General features: G+C 39.9%; 17 protein-coding genes. All 17 read left to right on the top strand.

Annotated features, from left to right (window positions below; translation table 11 throughout):
* Nucleotides 1–516 precede the first annotated feature (516 nt).
* The 17 genes from metG to spoVT all read left to right on the top strand — a co-directional run bounded on the left by metG (nt 517) and on the right by spoVT (nt 18,584).
* A complete protein-coding gene (gene metG / locus ACFQ19_RS12945) occupies nt 517–2,529 on the top strand; it encodes a methionine--tRNA ligase (RefSeq protein WP_379592726.1) in 2,013 nt (670 codons plus the stop codon).
* 207 nt (nt 2,530–2,736) lie between these two features.
* A complete protein-coding gene (locus tag ACFQ19_RS12940) occupies nt 2,737–3,504 on the top strand; it encodes a TatD family hydrolase (protein WP_379592724.1) in 768 nt (255 codons plus the stop codon).
* A gap of 36 nt (nt 3,505–3,540) precedes the next feature.
* On the top strand, nt 3,541–4,107 hold the full coding sequence (gene rnmV, locus ACFQ19_RS12935) for a ribonuclease M5 (RefSeq protein ID WP_379592722.1): 567 nt from the start codon (nt 3,541–3,543) through the stop codon (nt 4,105–4,107).
* Nucleotides 4,100–4,984, top strand: a complete 885-nt coding sequence (gene rsmA, locus ACFQ19_RS12930; RefSeq protein ID WP_379592720.1) for a 16S rRNA (adenine(1518)-N(6)/adenine(1519)-N(6))-dimethyltransferase RsmA — start codon at nt 4,100–4,102, stop codon at nt 4,982–4,984. The genes rnmV and rsmA overlap by 8 nt, the downstream gene beginning before the upstream one ends.
* A gap of 95 nt (nt 4,985–5,079) precedes the next feature.
* The gene (gene yabG / locus ACFQ19_RS12925; RefSeq protein ID WP_379592718.1) at nt 5,080–5,955 is read left to right on the top strand and encodes a sporulation peptidase YabG; all 876 of its coding nucleotides are present in this window, start codon (nt 5,080–5,082) and stop codon (nt 5,953–5,955) included.
* A 279-nt stretch (nt 5,956–6,234) separates the two neighbouring features.
* Nucleotides 6,235–6,498 carry a biofilm formation stimulator Veg gene (veg, locus tag ACFQ19_RS12920; RefSeq protein WP_379592716.1) on the top strand — a complete coding sequence of 88 codons (264 nt, stop codon included), beginning with the start codon at nt 6,235–6,237 and terminating at the stop codon, nt 6,496–6,498.
* A 216-nt stretch (nt 6,499–6,714) separates the two neighbouring features.
* Nucleotides 6,715–6,891, top strand: a complete 177-nt coding sequence (locus ACFQ19_RS12915; RefSeq protein WP_080871821.1) for a small, acid-soluble spore protein, alpha/beta type — start codon at nt 6,715–6,717, stop codon at nt 6,889–6,891.
* A 229-nt stretch (nt 6,892–7,120) separates the two neighbouring features.
* Nucleotides 7,121–7,972, top strand: a complete 852-nt coding sequence (ispE, locus tag ACFQ19_RS12910) for a 4-(cytidine 5'-diphospho)-2-C-methyl-D-erythritol kinase (protein WP_379592714.1) — start codon at nt 7,121–7,123, stop codon at nt 7,970–7,972.
* A 65-nt stretch (nt 7,973–8,037) separates the two neighbouring features.
* Nucleotides 8,038–8,856 (top strand): pur operon repressor, encoded by an 819-nt coding sequence (gene purR, locus ACFQ19_RS12905; RefSeq protein WP_379592712.1) that lies wholly within the window; start codon nt 8,038–8,040, stop codon nt 8,854–8,856.
* A gap of 279 nt (nt 8,857–9,135) precedes the next feature.
* Nucleotides 9,136–9,435 (top strand): septation regulator SpoVG, encoded by a 300-nt coding sequence (gene spoVG, locus ACFQ19_RS12900; protein ID WP_379592710.1) that lies wholly within the window; start codon nt 9,136–9,138, stop codon nt 9,433–9,435.
* A 259-nt stretch (nt 9,436–9,694) separates the two neighbouring features.
* Nucleotides 9,695–11,062 (top strand): bifunctional UDP-N-acetylglucosamine diphosphorylase/glucosamine-1-phosphate N-acetyltransferase GlmU, encoded by a 1,368-nt coding sequence (gene glmU, locus ACFQ19_RS12895; protein ID WP_379592708.1) that lies wholly within the window; start codon nt 9,695–9,697, stop codon nt 11,060–11,062.
* 26 nt (nt 11,063–11,088) lie between these two features.
* Nucleotides 11,089–12,042 (top strand): ribose-phosphate diphosphokinase, encoded by a 954-nt coding sequence (locus ACFQ19_RS12890; RefSeq protein ID WP_379592706.1) that lies wholly within the window; start codon nt 11,089–11,091, stop codon nt 12,040–12,042.
* A gap of 183 nt (nt 12,043–12,225) precedes the next feature.
* Nucleotides 12,226–12,858, top strand: a complete 633-nt coding sequence (locus ACFQ19_RS12885) for a 50S ribosomal protein L25/general stress protein Ctc (RefSeq protein WP_379592704.1) — start codon at nt 12,226–12,228, stop codon at nt 12,856–12,858.
* Nucleotides 12,859–13,091: 233 nt separating this feature from the next.
* Complete coding sequence (pth, locus tag ACFQ19_RS12880) at nt 13,092–13,655, top strand: aminoacyl-tRNA hydrolase (protein ID WP_379592702.1); 564 nt, start codon at nt 13,092–13,094, stop codon at nt 13,653–13,655.
* Between the two features lie 148 nt (nt 13,656–13,803).
* Nucleotides 13,804–14,034, top strand: a complete 231-nt coding sequence (locus ACFQ19_RS12875; RefSeq protein WP_379592700.1) for an anti-sigma-F factor Fin — start codon at nt 13,804–13,806, stop codon at nt 14,032–14,034.
* A 291-nt stretch (nt 14,035–14,325) separates the two neighbouring features.
* Entirely contained in the window at nt 14,326–17,844 is a 3,519-nt protein-coding gene (mfd, locus tag ACFQ19_RS12870) for a transcription-repair coupling factor (protein WP_379592698.1), read from the top strand.
* A 206-nt stretch (nt 17,845–18,050) separates the two neighbouring features.
* Nucleotides 18,051–18,584 (top strand): stage V sporulation protein T, encoded by a 534-nt coding sequence (gene spoVT / locus ACFQ19_RS12865; RefSeq protein WP_379592696.1) that lies wholly within the window; start codon nt 18,051–18,053, stop codon nt 18,582–18,584.
* Nucleotides 18,585–18,920 lie beyond the last annotated feature (336 nt).

The raw sequence follows: 18,920 nt of genomic DNA, 5'->3' as shown, positions 1-18,920 counted from the left end.
GAACATAACGAATAGGTACACAATTTGGCAAATTACGTTATAATAGCTACAATAGAAGTTGTCCTTTTATATTTACAGTTTGATATTATAAAAATGGCTCTTCACCAAAGTCTATGGATGAAAAATGGTTATATTTTTGATAAAGGCAACCGCTACGGAAAAACACTACGCTTTCCATGGGCTTGCGCTCAGCCTCCTCGAAAAAAAGAAGTTCACTTTTTTTCTGCGGGGTCTTCCCACTGCGCTTTCCCATAGGAGTCTCCGTGTTTTTCCTCCGCTAACTCGTGTCATTAACTTATTTATGAAATAGTATCAACCATAGATTTTGGTGTTGAACCATAAAAATAATAAGAAATATTTGATGCTAAAAGTTAATTTTGAATCTTTTTCGAAGGATATGGCAATGCTTGTTGCATAACAGCTATTACTCTGTATGGATGGATTAAAAACTTCTGTACGATTATTCGGAATAAGATTTTTTAAATAGCAAGAAACAGTCTAGGAGGAATGAAACGGATGGGAAGCAAAGACACTTTTTACATTACAACGCCAATATATTATCCGAGCGGGAAGTTACATATTGGCAATGCGTATACAACAATAGCTTGTGATACGATGGCAAGATATAAGCGTATGCTTGGATTTGATGTGTTCTATTTAACAGGAAGCGATGAACACGGCCAGAAAATTGAGCAGAAGGCAGTAGAAAAAAACGTATCCCCGCAAAGCTATGTGGATGAAATGGCTGCTGGAATGCAAGATTTATGGGAAACACTTGAAATAAGCTATGATAAATTTATTCGCACAACCGACAGTCAGCATCAGAAAGTGGTAGCGGATATTTTTGAGCAGTTCTTGAAACAGGGCGATATTTATCTGGATGAATATGAAGGTTGGTATTCTGTCCCGGATGAAACGTTTTATACAGAGACACAGCTTGTAGAAATTGAAAAAGATGAAGATGGGAATATTATTGGCGGAAAATCCCCGGACAGCGGGCATCCTGTTGAGCTGATTAAAGAAGAATCCTATTTCTTCCGGATGAGTAAATATGCAGATCAGTTATTACAATATTACGAGGAGCACCCTGATTTTATTCAGCCGGAATCTCGTAAAAATGAGATGATTAATAACTTTATTAAACCAGGTTTGGAGGATTTGGCCGTATCCCGTACAACCTTCAGTTGGGGCGTCAAGGTTCCAAGCAATCCGAAACATGTGGTTTATGTATGGATTGACGCATTGGCCAACTATATTACAGCACTAGGATATGGTACAGATAATGATGCAGATTTTCAAAAATATTGGCCAGCAGATGTCCATATGGTTGGAAAGGAAATTGTCCGGTTCCATACTATTTATTGGCCAATTATGTTAATTGCTTTAGATTTGCCGCTTCCTAAAAAAGTTTTCGGACACGGCTGGTTATTGATGAAAGATGGAAAAATGTCGAAGTCTAAAGGGAATGTTGTCTATCCGGAAATGCTGGTGGAACGTTATGGTTTAGATGCTGTGCGTTATTATTTAATGAGAGAAGTTGCTTTTGGCAGTGATGGTATTTTTACACCGGAAGATTTTATTTCCAGAGTGAATTATGATTTAGCAAATGATTTAGGAAACTTATTGAATCGTACCGTAGCGATGATTAATAAATATTTTGATGGAAATGTGCCGACTGTAAATGGGATTGTAAATAAAGAAGATGCTGATTTGCAAGAGACAGCAGCAACTATGGTTCAAGACTATCAAGAATCGATGGATCAAATGGAGTTCAGTAATGCATTGAAAAAAGTATGGGTGTTGATTTCCCGTGCTAATAAATATATTGATGAAACAGAGCCATGGATTCTTGCAAAAGATGAAGCGAAACATACAGAATTGGCAAGTGTGATGGCACATCTGGCCGAAACATTACGTGTGACAGCAACGATGCTGCAACCTTGCCTGACCCATGCTCCGAAGAAAATTATTGAACAGCTTGGTTTAGATGAAGCGAGCGGCTTATCTTGGGAAAATATCCAGTTTGGCAATTTTCCGGAAGATGTCACCGTTGTGAAAAAAGGAAAACCGATTTTTCCTCGGTTGGATGCAGAAGAGGAAGTAGCATACATCCGGTCACAAATGGGCGGATCTCCTGCAGCAGAGGAAGAAGAAGCAGATTGGGATCCGAATGACACGGAGCTCGTTTCAGCTAAAGACAAAGAAATCAAATATGATGATTTTGATAAAGTCGAGCTGAGAGTAGCGGAAGTGAAGGATTGCAGTAAAGTCGAAGGAGCGGATAAATTGTTGAAATTTCGCTTAGATGCCGGTGATAAAGCAGATCGGCAAATTTTATCCGGCATTGCGGAATATTATCCGGAACCAGAGAAATTAATTGGCAAAAAGGTTGTTATTGTGGCGAATCTTAAACCGCGTAAAATGCGTGGAGAAATCAGTCAAGGCATGATTCTTTCTGCAGAGAAAGACGGGGAGTTAGAAATAGTTCCCGCACCGGAAAGTGTACCAAACGGATCGCCGATTTCTTAAACGATAGGGAATGGAAGGGGAGCTGTCAATGTGTCAGCTCCTTCCTTTTTGCACGTTAGGAAAGTATAAAATTTTAGCGAATAAGAATTTCGACGTAGTAAAAATTTTTAAGTACCAAGTATAAGTGCAACTAAGGCATTCGCGAAAGGCTTGTCGAATGCCAAGTTTTCTTTAAAACGGATGATAAGAAGAAAAAGGATGGTTAAGATGTTATTTGACACACATGTTCATTTGAACGCAAGACAATTTGCTGAAGACCGGGAAGAGACGATTCAGCGTGCAAGAGATGCAGGTGTGGAGTATATGGTCGTGGTTGGTTTTGATCATGAGACAATCCCGCTTGCGATTGAAATTGCTGAAGAGAACGAGCATATTTATGCAGCGGTTGGATGGCATCCTGTTGATGCTATAGATATGACGGAAAAAGAGTTGGAATGGATTGAGAGGTTAAGTGCTCATCCAAAAGTGGTAGCAATCGGAGAAATGGGCTTGGATTATCACTGGGACAAATCGCCGAAAGATGTGCAGAAACAAGTTTTCCGCCAGCAGATTGCACTTGCTAAAAAAGTTAATATGCCGGTTATTATTCATAATCGAGAAGCAACAGAGGATATTATTGAAATTCTGCAAGAGGAACAGGCATCAGAAGTCGGCGGTATTATGCATTGTTACAATGATTCCATTGAATATGTCCAGACATGCCTGGATATGGATTTTTATATCTCTTTAGGTGGCCCCGTAACGTTTAAAAATGCGCCATTACCCAAAGAAGTAGCGAAACAGGTTCCTTTAGACCGTCTGCTGATTGAAACAGATGCGCCATTCTTGGCACCGCATCCATATCGTGGAAAACGAAATGAGCCAGCTTATGTCGCTCGTGTAGCGGAAGATATTGCGGCATTACGTGAGATGGACGTGGAAGAACTCGGGAACATTACAACGGAGAATGCGAAACGGTTTTTTAAAGTGAACTGATTTTTGATGACAACAGAATAAAGTGGAGGAAAACGATTGAAAATAAAAGAAATGATTGTAGTAGAAGGCCGGGATGATACGACGCGCATTCAGTTGGCTGTAGATGCAGATACGATTGAGACAAATGGTTCTGCAGTGAATAAGATAACGCTCGATAAAATTCGTCATGCTAAGGAAAAACGTGGAGTCATTGTTTTCACGGATCCCGATTACCCGGGTGAACGGATCAGGCATTTGATTAATCAAGCTGTTCCCGGCTGTAAGCATGCTTTTTTACGAAGAGATCAAGCGAAGGCAAAGCGTGCGGGAAATAGAAGTTTAGGGATTGAACATGCTTCGGTAGAGGATATTCAAAAAGCGCTAGCTGAGGTTTATGAACTGGCTGATTTTTCGGATAGTGATATTACTAAAGAGGATCTGGTTAACAATGGTTTTATTGGTGGCAAAAAAGCGTCAGAGCGCAGAGAACGGCTCGGAGAATTTTTGCATATTGGCCACACCAATGGGAAGCAGCTGTTAAAACGCCTCACCCAATTTCAAATTTCCAGGAGACAATTTGAAGAAGCGGTTGAACGGATAGAGCAGGAGGAACAGGATGTCTAAAAAATATATAGCAACACCGTCGAGAACCCAAGAACTGCTGAAGAAATATGGTTTTGCATTCAAGAAAAGTTTAGGTCAAAATTTTTTAATCGATGTGAATATATTAGAAAATATTATGCAACAAGCAGGTATTACAAAAGAAACAGGAGCCATTGAAGTCGGTCCGGGTATGGGTGCTTTAACAGAACAGCTGGCGATTCATGCAGAGAAGGTCGTTGCCTTCGAAATTGATCAGCGTCTGCTCCCTATTTTAAAAGAGACGTTGGCAGACTATCCGAATATAGAGATTATTCATCATGATATATTAGAGGCGGATGTAGCCGAAGTCATCAAGTCTTATTTCAGAGAAGGTCAGGATATTCATATTGTCGCTAATCTCCCCTATTATATTACGACACCTATTCTGATGAAACTTATTCGTGCCCATCTTCCGGTGACAAGTCTGACTGTAATGATTCAAAAGGAAGTAGCAGACCGAATGGCTGCTGTGCCCAATACGAAAAGTTATGGATCGCTTAGTATTGCTGTACAATATTATACGGAAGCCAGCGTGGTATTAAATGTACCTAAAAAGGTGTTCATGCCGCAGCCTAATGTAGATTCCAGTGTTTTAAAACTTGTGATGCGAAAAGAACCGCCTGTTCAGGTAGATAATGAAGATTTCTTCTTTGAACTAATCCAGGCAAGCTTTGCTCAAAGAAGAAAAACGCTCCGGAATAATCTAAATAGGTTCTTGCAGGACAAGTTTGAAAAACAGCAGGTAGAAGTATTCCTTGAAGAAGCAGCGATAGATGGAAGCAGGCGCGGAGAAACGTTAACCATGGAGGAATTTGCGACCTTAGCAAATGTCGTTTATAAGGAGTTGGCAGAAAGCTAATCGGAAGATATGTCTTCTGATTAGCTTTTTTAGATGGAACAGAGCTGTACTTTGATTCATACAATAAGAAGGAGTAAAAGGTGAGAGGTGCAGTGATGGATATACAGAAAGGTGCGTTAGTAACAAGGAAATCATATCATCATGATTTATTGTTTCGTGTGGCAGAAATCAAAAAAGGAGCGGCTATCCTTCATGGAGAAGAACTCCGGTTAAAAGCAGATGCATCTCTGTCTGATTTAAGCCTGGTGGACCAAAGAGAACACAAAAAAAGAAAAGCGGCTGACAGAGCAAAACAGGAATCGTCCTACCGCTTATTTCGTCAGGACTATCAGATGATGAAAGAAAAAAGAAACTATGAGGCAACAGAAGGTTATACAGATTCGGTGAGTTATTTTCAACTGCCGGCAAAAGTGCTTCATATAGATGGCGACCCGTCTTATTTAAGAAAATGCATCCAATTATATCAACGGATTGGACTGCAGGTACACGGGGTTCATTTTGCAGAGACAGAGATGTCATTTCAAATAAAAGATTTACTTCAGAAAATCCAGCCCGATATTATGGTTATTACTGGTCACGATGCTTATTCCCAATATAAAGGATCGAAGCATGATTTAAGTGCTTATCGTCATTCCAAATACTTTGTAGAAGCAGTACGGGAAGCAAGAAATATTTATCCCAACCTGGATGAGCTCGTTATTTTTGCAGGTGCTTGCCAATCGCACTTTGAGTCATTAATCCGCGCGGGAGCAAATTTTGCCAGTTCCCCATCCCGAGTCAATATTCATGCATTGGATCCGGTTTATATTGCCGCGAAAGTAGCGTATACCTCATTTATGGAAAGCGTATCTGTATGGGAAGCACTCCGTAATACATTAACCGGAGAAAAAGGTTTGGGGGGTATTCAAACAAGAGGGTTGTTGCGAACCGGCATGCCTTATTTGGCAAGTGAAGCAGAAGAGGAAATATAAGAAGGTATCATGCCGGAAAAAGGGAATGAAGGAGATTGCAAAGATGCTCCTATTTCCCTTCTTTTCATCACAAACAGTGGAAGAGCATTGTTATAAAATCAGCCTGCTAACTTATTTTTTGTACCAATTTATGAATAAAAATAGAAATACGACAAATAATAACAGAAACAACCATAATTCATAGTTGACAACCAAAAACATATGCTGATATAATTGTATATTTTATTTGACCTACCATCGGCATATATGTTAGAATAAGTATATGTGAGGTGGAGTGTAGTGGGCAAAACGTTGATCGAAATTAAGCAAGGTCTAGACGGTCAGGTAGGTAAACGGTTAAGGCTCAGAGCGAATGGCGGAAGACGGAAAACCATTGAGAGATGTGGTATTCTAGCGGAAACATATCCCTCTGTTTTCATTGTTGAGCTTGACCAGGACGAAAATGCATTCGAACGTGTTTCATACAGCTATACAGACATATTGACAGAAACGGTGGAGCTAAATTTTGTAGAAGGAAGTTCAGCGCTTATTTTAAAACAGTAGACAAGCATTTGTCTGCTGTTTTCTTTATAAAGGCTATGTACATGGAAAAGAGAAGGTGTATAGGATTGTGTCATTTTAACAGGCTCTTGGGATTGTCCTGTATGTGTGCAAGAAATGGTTCCCCTGGTTAATTGTTCTTCGGGTGAATAAAAGGAAAATACATAAGCTATGATTGCCGGTCGAGAAATACATTCATTCGTAAAGGGGAGCTTTTATATGAGCAGACGCGGGATGATGTCTACGCAAATGAAAGAAGAAATAGCGAAAGAATTAGGTTTTTACGATACGGTACAGCAGGAGGGCTGGGGAGGAATAAAATCCCGTGACGCCGGTAATATGGTGAAACGGGCAATTGAAATGGCAGAAGAAAGCATGAAAAAGAGCGAGTCCTAAAAAGGGGCTTGCTCTTTTTCACTACAAGAGCATGTTCAAACATCATTTACACATCAGAACTGACGAGGGTCATTCTCATTGCCAGCCTGTATGAACAGACATTCTCTTTATCTGTACAAAATTAGCCTCTGCGTTTTGATTATGATACAATAAAACATATTTTTATGGACGTGGGTTATGATTTCAAATAGGTGAACGAATTTCCAACGCTTTGAGGATGTGATTGAAGATGCTTGTCATGGAAAAGGCACCTGCTAAGATAAATTTGTCATTAGATGTATTAAATAAACGGGATGACGGCTATCATGATGTGGAAATGGTCATGACAACGATAGACTTAGCAGATCGTTTAGAATTACGGGAATTACCTGCAGATAAAATTCAATTATCTTTGGAAAGCCGTTATGTTCCCAGTGACGAAAGAAATTTGGCATATAAAGCAGCGGTCTTATTTAAAGAAACATATAAAATAAACAAAGGTGTTCACATCCGGATTGATAAATCTATTCCTGTTTCAGCTGGATTGGCTGGGGGAAGTGCTGACGCTGCGGCTGTTTTACGGGGGCTTAACCGATTATGGCAAATGGATATCCCATTAACGGAATTAGCTGACTTGGGCGCACAATTGGGAGCGGATATTGCTTTTTGTGTTCACAGTAAAACAGCGATTGCGAAAGGATACGGTGAGTTTATTGAATTCTTGCCGGCACCGCCTGCTTGCTGGGTTGTTATTGCCAGGCCGGATATTGGTGTATCTTCTTATACGGTGTTTGATCAAATTAAAATTCCTGAATTAGAGCATCCGGAGACAGAAAAAGTATTAGAGGCTTTATACGAAGGGAACTTCTCAAAGTTATGTCATCATTTGGGAAATGCGCTGGAGGCTATCACGTTCTCCATGCACCCAGAGGTGGCGAAGTTAAAAGAAGCTATGCAGCTGGCAGGAGCAGAAGGTGTGATGATGAGCGGAAGCGGGCCAACAGTGTTTGGCTTAATGAAGCATCATCGAAAAGCACTGCGAATCTACAACAGCATGCGGGGCTTTTGCAAGGATGTACAATTAATCCGGATGTTAGGATAGGCATTGCTAAAATGCATATGAAAATGCTATATTATATAAAGAACATTCGGATTTGAGGTGTGATTTTGAAAAGAAGTAATCGATTGGTTGTGTTAACAGAATACTTTCTGGAAAACCCAAGGAAACATATTCAATTGCCTTACTTTGTAGAGCTTTGTAATACTACAAAATCATCGATAAGTGAGGATTTAGATATTATAAATGAAGTGTTTCAACATAAAGGATTAGGCTACTTAGAAAGAACAACCGGCGCTGGCGGCGGTGTGAAGTATATTGCTACCAGCTCTGCAGAAGCTGGTGAAAATTTTATAACCACGCTTCAAAAGAAATTAGAAGACCCTGTACGGATTCTTCCGGGAGGATATTTATATATGAGCGATATCCTTGGCGATCCTTCCATGGTCCGGGAAATTGGACGTGTTTTTGCTTCCTGCTTTGCCCATTTAGAGATTGATGCTATTGTAACAGTTGCTACAAAAGGAATCCCTCTTGCTTATGCAACAGCTTCCTTTTTAAATGTTCCCGTTATTATAGCACGCAGAGATCCGAAAGTAACAGAAGGATCATCCGTAAGCATTAATTATGTTTCCGGGTCATCCAGAAAAATTCAAACAATGGTGCTGCCAAAACGCAGTTTACCAGATGGCTCCAATGTGTGTATCATAGATGATTTCATGAAAGCTGGAGGAACGATTACAGGAATAAAGAGCCTGTTAAAGGAATTCTCTGCAACTGTACAAGCTGTCGGTGTCCTTGCAGAAGCAGATGATGAAGAAGACGAAAGAGTGGTTACGGATTATACTTCTCTTTTAAAAATTTCTCCAGTCGACATACAAAATCATCACGTTTCCGTACAACCGGGAAATTATCAAATGGGTTTGTAAACCAAAATGGGAAATCACATAGCACAGGTATATCATACAGATCTTAGTCTATATACAGATTAAGATCTTTTTTAATGGAATGATAGATATGTTTGGAAGAAAAAGGTGGATAATGGTAACTAAAAATGTCGAAAGCAATCGAAATTTTAGGTATAGAGAATAATGAATTTAAAATATTTTATTTTATTGGTATTTATAAGAAGGATTTTTGTAATTTATGTTGAAGTAATATAAGTATAAAGGATGATTTTTGAATTAGGAAAAAGGTGGTGAAGCATCATGGAAGTGACTGACGTTAGATTACGCCGCGTAAAAACAGATGGAAGAATGCAGGCTATTGCTTCCATTACATTGGATGATGAGTTTGTTGTACATGATATCCGTGTTATTGATGGAAATAGCGGGTTATTCGTTGCAATGCCTTCAAAGCGGACGCCGGACGGAGAGTTCAGGGATATAGCCCACCCTATTAACTCCGGGACACGCTCAAAGATTCAAGAAGCTGTTTTAGGAGAGTATCATCGGGACAGCAGCGATGAAGAAGGGTTGAGTTACAAAGAAGAAGCTGGTGTTTCCTGACAGATAATTTTAATAGCGAATGGATAGGAAGGCAAAAATCTGAATGCAGATTTGCCTTCTTTTTTGTTTGTTAACATATTATTTTTAGGAGAGGGTTGCTATTGTCAAAGTTTTTTCATGCATTTTCGTAAAGCAATGCAACAAAAAAAAGAAAATATGATAACATAGAAATAGAAATTAAACCTTTTATTTAATTGAAATAAAGGTTTTTTTACGATATATTTTTAAATGGATATTTAGAGATGATGGAGGTTTCCTAATGGCGAATCGATTTGCTGTTATTTTAGCAGCAGGACAAGGAACAAGGATGAAATCAAAGTTATACAAAGTACTTCATCCTGTAGTTGGCAAACCGATGGTACAGCACGTTGCGGATCAATTACAAGAGACACAACTGGATAAATTAGTTACCATTGTCGGGTTTGGAGCAGAGCAAGTAAGAGAACAGCTTGGAGAAACCAGTGATTTTGTCGTACAAGAAGAACAGCTGGGGACTGGACATGCTGTGATGCAGGCTGGGGATTTGTTGCAGGATAAGGAAGGTGTAACAATTGTAGCTTGTGGAGACACCCCCTTGATTCGGGCAGAAACATTCCAGAAATTGTTTGAACACCATGAACAAACAGGTGCGAAAGCAAGTATATTGACGGCTCTTGCAGATAATCCGGCCGGATATGGACGAGTTATTCGAAATCATGCAGGAGAAGTAGAGAAAATTGTTGAACATAAAGACGCCAATGAAGCAGAATTGGATGTCAAAGAAATAAATACAGGAACCTATTGCTTTGATAATAAAGCATTGTTTGAAGCTTTAAAATCCGTTTCCAATGACAATGCGCAAGGAGAGTATTACTTACCTGATGTCGTAAAAATATTAGCTGATCAAGGAGAGCGTATCAGTGCTTACGTGGCAGCTGATTTTAATGAAACAATAGGAATTAACGACCGTGTGGCTTTAAGTGAAGCAGAAAAAATTATGAAAAAACGTATTAATGAGCTACATATGCGTAACGGTGTAACGATTGAAGACCCGGATCATACGTATATTGGACCGGACGTGGACATTGCAGCAGATGTATACCTTCATCCGGGAACGATTTTAAAAGGGGAAACGTCCATCGCTTCCGGATCGGAAATTGGTCCGCATACAGAAATAAGAGACTGTGAAGTTGGGGAAGATACAAAGGTTCGGTTCAGTGTTGCTCTGGACAGCCGCATTGGCAACCGTGTGAATATTGGACCTTATGCACATATACGTCCTGCCTCCAATGTCGGAAACGATACGAAAATCGGTAATTTTGTTGAATTGAAAAAGACAGAACTGGGCGATAACAGCAAGGTTTCACATCTCAGCTATGTTGGAGATGCCAGTGTAGGAGAGCGTGTAAATGTTGGTTGTGGTACAATTACAGTAAATTATGATGGGAAAAATAAATTCCTGACAACCATTGAAGATGATTCATTTATTGGATGCAACTCCAATTTAATTGCGCCGGTTACAGTGGGCAAAGGAGCATATGTGGCAGCCGGATCAACGATTACAAATGATGTACCCGATGAAGCATTGTCCATTGCAAGGTCTAAACAGGCAAATAAAGAAGGATATGCGAAGAAGTTTAAAAAATAGATTACAAATTCATGGAGGTTAGAGGAATGTCATCCAACTATAAGGACGCGTCGCTGAAAGTTTTTTCATTAAACTCAAATCCAGCATTGGCAGAAAAAATAGCAGCTCAAATCGGGACAGAATTAGGGAAATGTACCGTAACACAATTTAGTGACGGAGAAATTCAAATTAATATAGAGGAAAGCGTACGTGGATCTGATGTGTATGTTATTCAATCTACATCTTCCCCGGTTAACCAGCATATTATGGAATTACTTATTATGGTGGATGCGTTGAAGCGGGCTTCTGCTAAATCCATTAACATTGTGATGCCGTATTACGGCTATGCACGTCAGGATCGTAAAGCAAGAGCGCGTGAACCAATTACAGCAAAATTAGTAGCAGATTTATTTGAAAAAGCAGGAGCAAACCGGATGATTACACTTGATTTGCATGCTCCGCAAATTCAAGGTTTCTTCGATATTCCAATTGATCACTTGCAGGGTGTCCCTATTTTAGCAGATTACTTTGAGGAAAAGAATTTAGACGATGTGATTGTTGTTTCCCCTGACCACGGCGGTGTAGTACGGGCCAGAGCAATGGCTGACCGTTTAAAAGCGCCGATTGGTATTATTGACAAACGACGTCCGAAACCAAATGTTTCAGAGGTTATGAATATTATTGGCAATATTGAAGGAAAGACAGCGATTTTAATTGATGATTTAATCGATACAGCAGGCACCATTACATTAGCAGCGAACGCATTAATTGAAAGTGGCGCGAAAGAAGTTTATGCTTGTTGTACGCACCCGGTTTTATCCGGTCCCGCAATGGAACGTATTGATAATTCGAAAATTAAAGAGCTTGTTGTCGCAGATACGATACCTTTACCGGATGAAAAAAGAATTGATAAAGTGACCGAATTATCTATTGCTTCCCTGATTGGAGAAGCTATAATCCGCGTCCACGAAATGCAGTCCGTAAGTATTCTTTTTGATTAATGCATAAAAAAGAATTTGCAGCCTGTTAGGGTGCTTTCCGCTTTTTAAAATTTTTAGGTTTAACTTGTTCCATTTTAGGGTAAGTATTATATTGACCGTTTATTTTATTGAGAGACATGTAATACATTCACAATAAATGACGAGGTTTTATCATATTATTAATCAACTTGGAGGGTGATACGAATGGCAGTACAATTAAACGCACAAAAAAGAGAAGATCTTACAAAATCAGTAACACAAGAAATCAGAAAAAGTGGTAGAATCCCAGCAGTTGTTTATGGGAAAGATAAAGAATCCAGAACCATTTCTGTGGATAGTGTAGATTTAGTAAAAACCGTAAGAGATGAAGGCAGAAACGCTATTATTTCACTGAAAGTCGAAGATGGCAGCGCAGTAGATGTAATGCTTCACGACTATCAAATAGACCCATTGAAAGATGATGTGCTTCATGCCGATTTCTATATCGTAAATATGGCAGAAGAAATGGACGTTGACGTTTCTGTTCGCCTGGAAGGTGAATCAAAAGGCGAAAAAGAAGGCGGCGTTCTGCAGCAGCCATTTTATGAAATTCTGGTTCGCGCAAAACCAAGAGATATTCCTGAAGAAATCGTAGTAGATGTATCTGATTTGGATGTAAACGACAGCCTGTCTATTTCTGATTTGAAAGTTACAGGGAACTTTGAATTTATGGTTGAACCGGATACGACAATTGCTTCCGTTGTTCCTCCAACTACAGAAGAAGATCTAGATACAGAAGCTGACGAAAGTGGAGAACCAGAAGTCATCAATGAAAAATCCGGATCAGAGGAATCCTGATTCATAAATCAACAAGAAGTAATAGTGTGTGTTCAAAATAACGATAACACCGGCCCGGCAAAATCTGAAGGTCTGGGTATTCTAAACAGCAGTTTTTAAGGATAAGTCTGTTTGATTGGACTTTTTTGAACACCCTCTAATACCTCCCTTCTTTACGTGCACTGTATAGGTGTGCGTAAAGAAGGGTTATTGTATTTGGGAAAAATGTGGTTTGAAAAAGTGAGGGTATGATAATGAAATTAATTGTAGGATTGGGAAACCCCGGTAGAAAATATAAAAAAACACGGCATAACATTGGCTTCCAAACAATTGATGCACTGTTGGAACGGCATGGATGGAAATTAAATAACTCCAAATTTCATGGAGACTATGCCATCGAGCATTTCAATGGAGAAAAGATTATGTTATTACAACCGCAAACCTATATGAATTTATCGGGGGAGTCCATTCGCCCATTGATGGATTATTATCAAATAGAGACAGACGATGTGGTAGTTATCTATGATGACCTGGATCTGCCGGCCGGAAGAATCAGATTACGGCAAAAAGGCGGACATGGCGGCCATAATGGTGTTCGTTCGACGATCAATCATTTAGGTACGAAAGAATTTAAACGTGTTCGTTTAGGTGTAGGGCGTCCGGCAAACGCAACCCCTGTTATAGATTATGTATTAGGAAAGTTTCCAAAAGAGGAGCAAAAAGCTGTCGAACAAAGTATTCAAGATGCAGCAGATGCTATAGAAACATGGGCAGAGGGAAAACCATTTATCGAAGTGATGAATGATTTCAATCACTAAAACATATCTTTCTACTTAAACATGAATGAGAAGGAAGGTATATTCTAATTCAGCCCGGTTAAAACTAAGAAAAGGTGCACAGGCATCTTTCTTTATGCAGGAAAGAGACTGTGCTTTGAATCTTTGTATTTAAATCGGGGTGAATCTGATGGTTATCAATTATGGTTGTCGGCATTGCGGGAAAGAGATCGGCATGTTGAATGATACAGAAATGGATGTGTCCTTGCGTTTTCTTGACCTTTTGAAAGAACAGGATATGGCAGAAATGTTGACACCTGCACAAGATGGCTCTTTTCGCCTGGAAGTTATTTGCGAATATTGCCAGCAGGCTCTCGACACACATCCGGATTATCATGAGCTCGATTATTTCTTACAATAAGTGAATGAGCTTTAAACGGACAATCATTATCCAGATAGATATAATATGTTTTATAGAGGATGTTCAAAAAGTCCAATAAAAATGACGCGGCGAATTCTCTAGTTGACTAGCAAATTCCAATGGGGCTGCGATTACTCGCCCCACCAAAACCGTTACTCACGTATTATAAAGCATACGCTCCGTTCGGGATTTTCTAGTCGCCTTGAACTTCTTGGTCCTATTTATCGGACTTTTTGAACACGCACTTATAGCATTTTGAAAAATACTTTATTAATTTAGAGGGGAATACGAATGAAAGCAATTCATAATTATTTAAAAACACAGGAAGACATTCAGTCGGTCATGGATGGATTGCTTGCAGGAATGAAAGAGCAGATGGTTGCCGGTTTAAGCGGTTCTGCCAGAAGCCTGCTTCTTTCCACCGTACATCAATCCATGAATCGTCCTTTATTAATTGTGACACATCAATTAGCCCAGGCACAGCAGCTCTATGATGATTTGGCAGAGCTGACGGATGGTGAAGGTGTGTATCTTTATCCTGTCAATGAGTTAATAGCCTCGGAAATGGCTGTGGCCAGTCCGGAATTGCGCGCTCAGCGCATTGATGCATTAACCGCCTGGACAGAGAGAGAAAAAGGGATATTAATTGCGCCTGTCGCGGCATTAAAAAGAATACTGCCGCCAAAAGCATATTGGAATAAATATCAGCTTCTATTTCAAGTTGGCAAAGACATTGAAGTGGAGGCTTACTTGCGTTCCCTGGTAGAAATGGGGTATGAAAGCGCCTCAATGGTTTCAGCGCCCGGCGAATTTAGCCAGCGTGGAGGCATTATTGATATCTACCCAATTACGGAGCAGAATCCGATTCGAATTGAATTATTTGATGAAGAGGTAGATTCTATCCGTTATTTTGACGCAGCGTCACAGCGTTCTCTGGATAAATTAGAAGAAGCAACGATTAACCCTGCAACGGAATTGCTGATTGATAAACAGGGGATGGTAAAAGTCGCAGAACGGGTGGAAGATGCACTTTCTGATACGCTGAAAAAAGTTAAAACATCTTCTGATAAGGAAGAGCTGAGCGAAGTAGTTGAACAGGATATTGAACAGTTTAAACAATTCAACCGTTTTCCGGGCATGTATAAATACATTGGCTATTTATATGATGAACCAGCTAGTTTATTAGATTATCTGCCAAGGAATGGGGTTATCTTTTTTGATGAAATGAGCCGCATTCATGAAACGGCAACCAATTTGGACCACGAAGAATTGGAATGGTATACCGGTCTACTGGAAGGAAATAAAATGGTCCGTGACAGCCAGTTTTCTTTCGGTTGGAACACACTGCTAGATAACATGACACATCCGCGTGTCTATATGTCTGTGTTTATGCGGCATATTCCGAATACCAACCCGCAAAATGTTATTAATCTATCGACAAGGTCTATGCAGGAATTCCATGGGCAGATGCCTTTATTTAAAAATGAGTTAAAACGCTGGGAAAAGGGCGATTTTTCTGTTGTTATTCTTACGCCTAATGAACAGCGGGCGGAGAAAGTACATTCTATTTTAGAAGATTATGATATCGAGACACAGGTGGAGAAGCAATTAACCCTGCCTGTCCAAAAGCCGACTATTATTGTTGGCAACTTGCATTCCGGCATTGAGTTTCCGATGCATAAATTGGCGATCATTACGGAAAATGAATTATTCAAACAGCGAGTAAAGCGCCCGAGAAAGCAGCCTAAAGTTACCAATGCCGAACGGATAAAAAGTTACCAAGAACTAAAAGTCGGCGATTATGTTGTCCATGCAAATCATGGTGTCGGAAAGTATATCGGGATTGAAACCTTGGAAGTAAATAAACTGCATAAGGATTACATGCTGATTCAATATTCCGGCGACGATAAGCTGTTTGTGCCGATTGATCAAATTGACTTGGTTCAAAAATTTGTCGGTTCAGAAGGGAAAGAACCTAAATTATATAAATTAGGCGGATCGGAATGGACAAAGGTAAAGCGTAAAGTCCAGCGTTCAGTTGAAGATATTGCGGATGATTTAATCAAACTATATTCCGAACGCGAATCCCGTCAAGGATATGCTTTTTCCCCAGATTCAGAATTACAGCGTGATTTTGAAGCTTCTTTTGCGTATCAGGAAACAGAAGATCAGTTACGCTGTATCGCAGAAATTAAAGAAGATATGGAAAAAGTAAAACCAATGGACCGCCTGCTCTGCGGGGACGTAGGTTACGGAAAAACAGAAGTAGCTATCCGTGCCGCTTTCAAAGCAGTAGCTGATGATAAACAGGTGGCTATTCTTGTGCCGACAACGATCCTGGCGCAGCAGCATTACGAAACCATTCGTGAAAGATTTCAGGATTACCCGATAAACATTGGACTATTAAGTCGTTTCCGCACCCGTAAACAATCCACTGAAACAACCAAAGGTCTGGAAAATGGAAATATGGATATTGTTGTAGGAACGCATCGTCTGCTGTCAAAAGACGTGAAGTATAAGGATTTAGGTTTGCTTGTCGTCGATGAGGAACAGCGTTTTGGTGTAAAGCACAAAGAAAAAATTAAACAGCTGAAAACCAATGTGGATGTATTAACATTGACCGCAACACCGATTCCGAGAACATTGCATATGTCAATGCTTGGTGTTCGAGATTTATCTGTTATTGAAACACCGCCGGAAAACAGGTTCCCTATTCAAACGTATGTGATAGAATATAATCCAACTTTTATCCGAGAAGCGATTGATCGGGAGATGTCCAGAGGCGGGCAGGTATTCTTCTTGCATAACCGAGTGGAAAATATTGAAAAGACCGCCCGTGACATTGGGATGCTGGTGCCAAATGCGAGAGTGGCTATTGCCCATGGGCAGATGAACGAGTCCGAATTGGAGAATGTTATCTTCGGTTTTATTGAAGGAGAATTTGACATTTTAGTCAGTACGACTATTATTGAGACGGGCGTGGACATTCCGAATGTAAATACGCTCATTGTCAATCATGCAGACCGTATGGGACTCAGCCAGCTTTATCAGTTAAGAGGGCGCGTCGGACGTTCCAACCGGGTAGCTTATGCTTATTTCACCTATCAGCGTGATAAGGTATTAACAGAAGTTGCTGAGAAAAGGCTGCAGGCAATTAAAGACTTTACGGAGCTTGGTTCCGGATTTAAGATTGCGATGCGTGACTTATCTATTCGCGGTACCGGGAATCTGCTCGGTGCACAGCAGCATGGATTTATTGATTCTGTCGGTTTTGACATGTATTCACAAATGCTGAAAGATGCCATCGATGCACGTAAAGAAGGAAAAGAAATCGAAGACATCCAGCCATTTGAACCGGAGATTTCATTAAAAATCGATGCGTATATTCCGGATGAATACTTGGATGATGAGAAACAGAAAATTGAAATGTATAAACAATTCCAGAATCTGGACAGTCCAGAAGAAGTCCAAGATTTGCGAGATGAATTGATCGACCGCTTTGGAGATTATCCTGCTGAAGTCGAGAATTTATTCACGGTAAGTATTATGCGAATGCATGCTAAAAAACAGCGTGTCCAATCCATTACTGAAGCGCCGAAGAAAATAACATTGCTGGTTGATGAAGCACGCAGCCAGGAAATTGATGGTTCTAAATTATTTGAAGTAGCTAATCAATTTGATCGTCAAATCAGCCTGGGAACAGAAAACCAAAATTTAAAAGCAGGCTTTAAATGGCGTAATGACAAAGCTTATAAACGTCATGACCTCGTGATAGAATTTATTAAAAAATTAAATGATGTCAATCGTTAAATAGGATTGAATCAGCAGAAAAGCTGCTTTCTTATGTAAGAGAGCGGCTTTTTTTAATCAAATTAAGACTCAACCCCCGATAAAATTACAAAAATTTCATTTGGAATGTATAGTTATTTCTGGTTGATTCATACTATAACAACAATCAGTGATGAAAAGGTTTCAATGCAAACCGGAATTGTCACTTAGAATGGGAGGATACTTAGATGAAAGCAACTGGAATAGTACGTCGTATTGACGATTTAGGAAGAGTAGTGGTGCCGAAAGAAATCAGAAGAACTTTGCGGATTCGTGAAGGCGACCCTCTCGAAATTTTTGTAGATCGAGAAGGGGAAGTCATTTTAAAAAAGTATTCGCCAATTAGCGAGCTGGGTCATTTTGCGAAAGAATATGCGGAGGCATTATTTCAATCTTTACAAGCGCCCATCGTTATTACAGACAGAGATGAAATTATTGCTATCGCCGGAGAGTCCAAGAAAGAATATTTAAATAAGCCGCTCAGCAGCCGTATGACAGATATTATTGAAGGACGTTCTCCGGTTTATGAAGGAGATAAAACGCAAGTAGAAATTATAGATGGGAAGGAACAGGAACTGCACTCTTATACGATTCATCCTATCATTGCCAATGGTGATCCAATTGGCTGCGTGATGATTTTCTCTCAAGATGATAAGTTGAACAAAGTAGAACAGAAAGCAGCAGAAACAGCCTCTGTTTTCCTGGCAAAACAAATGGAATAGAACAGCGTTTTACGGATAAGAAAGCAAGAAGAAGCTTTCTCTAGGTTACCTCCAATCTAGAGCACAGGCTTCTTTTTATTATTTATTAATATCTTAACTTTTGCACTTTAAAAAGTAACTTTCATTTCATACAGATGTTGGCACAGGTGAGCAGGTAAGGTGTAAGGCTACCGCTGCGGCGGACCGTTTTGCTTTCCGACGTACAGGACGTACTAGTGCCACGCGGCTGAAGTAAATACCCCACATTAAATTTGTAAGGTTTTAGCTTCCTTCGTCCAACGGAATGGTTTAGCCAAATGTTCATTGTAGTAACTGATAAATTGTTTTATCTTTTGT

The organism is Oceanobacillus locisalsi, from assembly GCF_042675985.1.
Classification (GTDB): Bacteria; Bacillota; Bacilli; order Bacillales; family Amphibacillaceae; genus Oceanobacillus; species Oceanobacillus locisalsi.
This window is presented reverse-complemented; position numbering and strand designations above follow the sequence as displayed.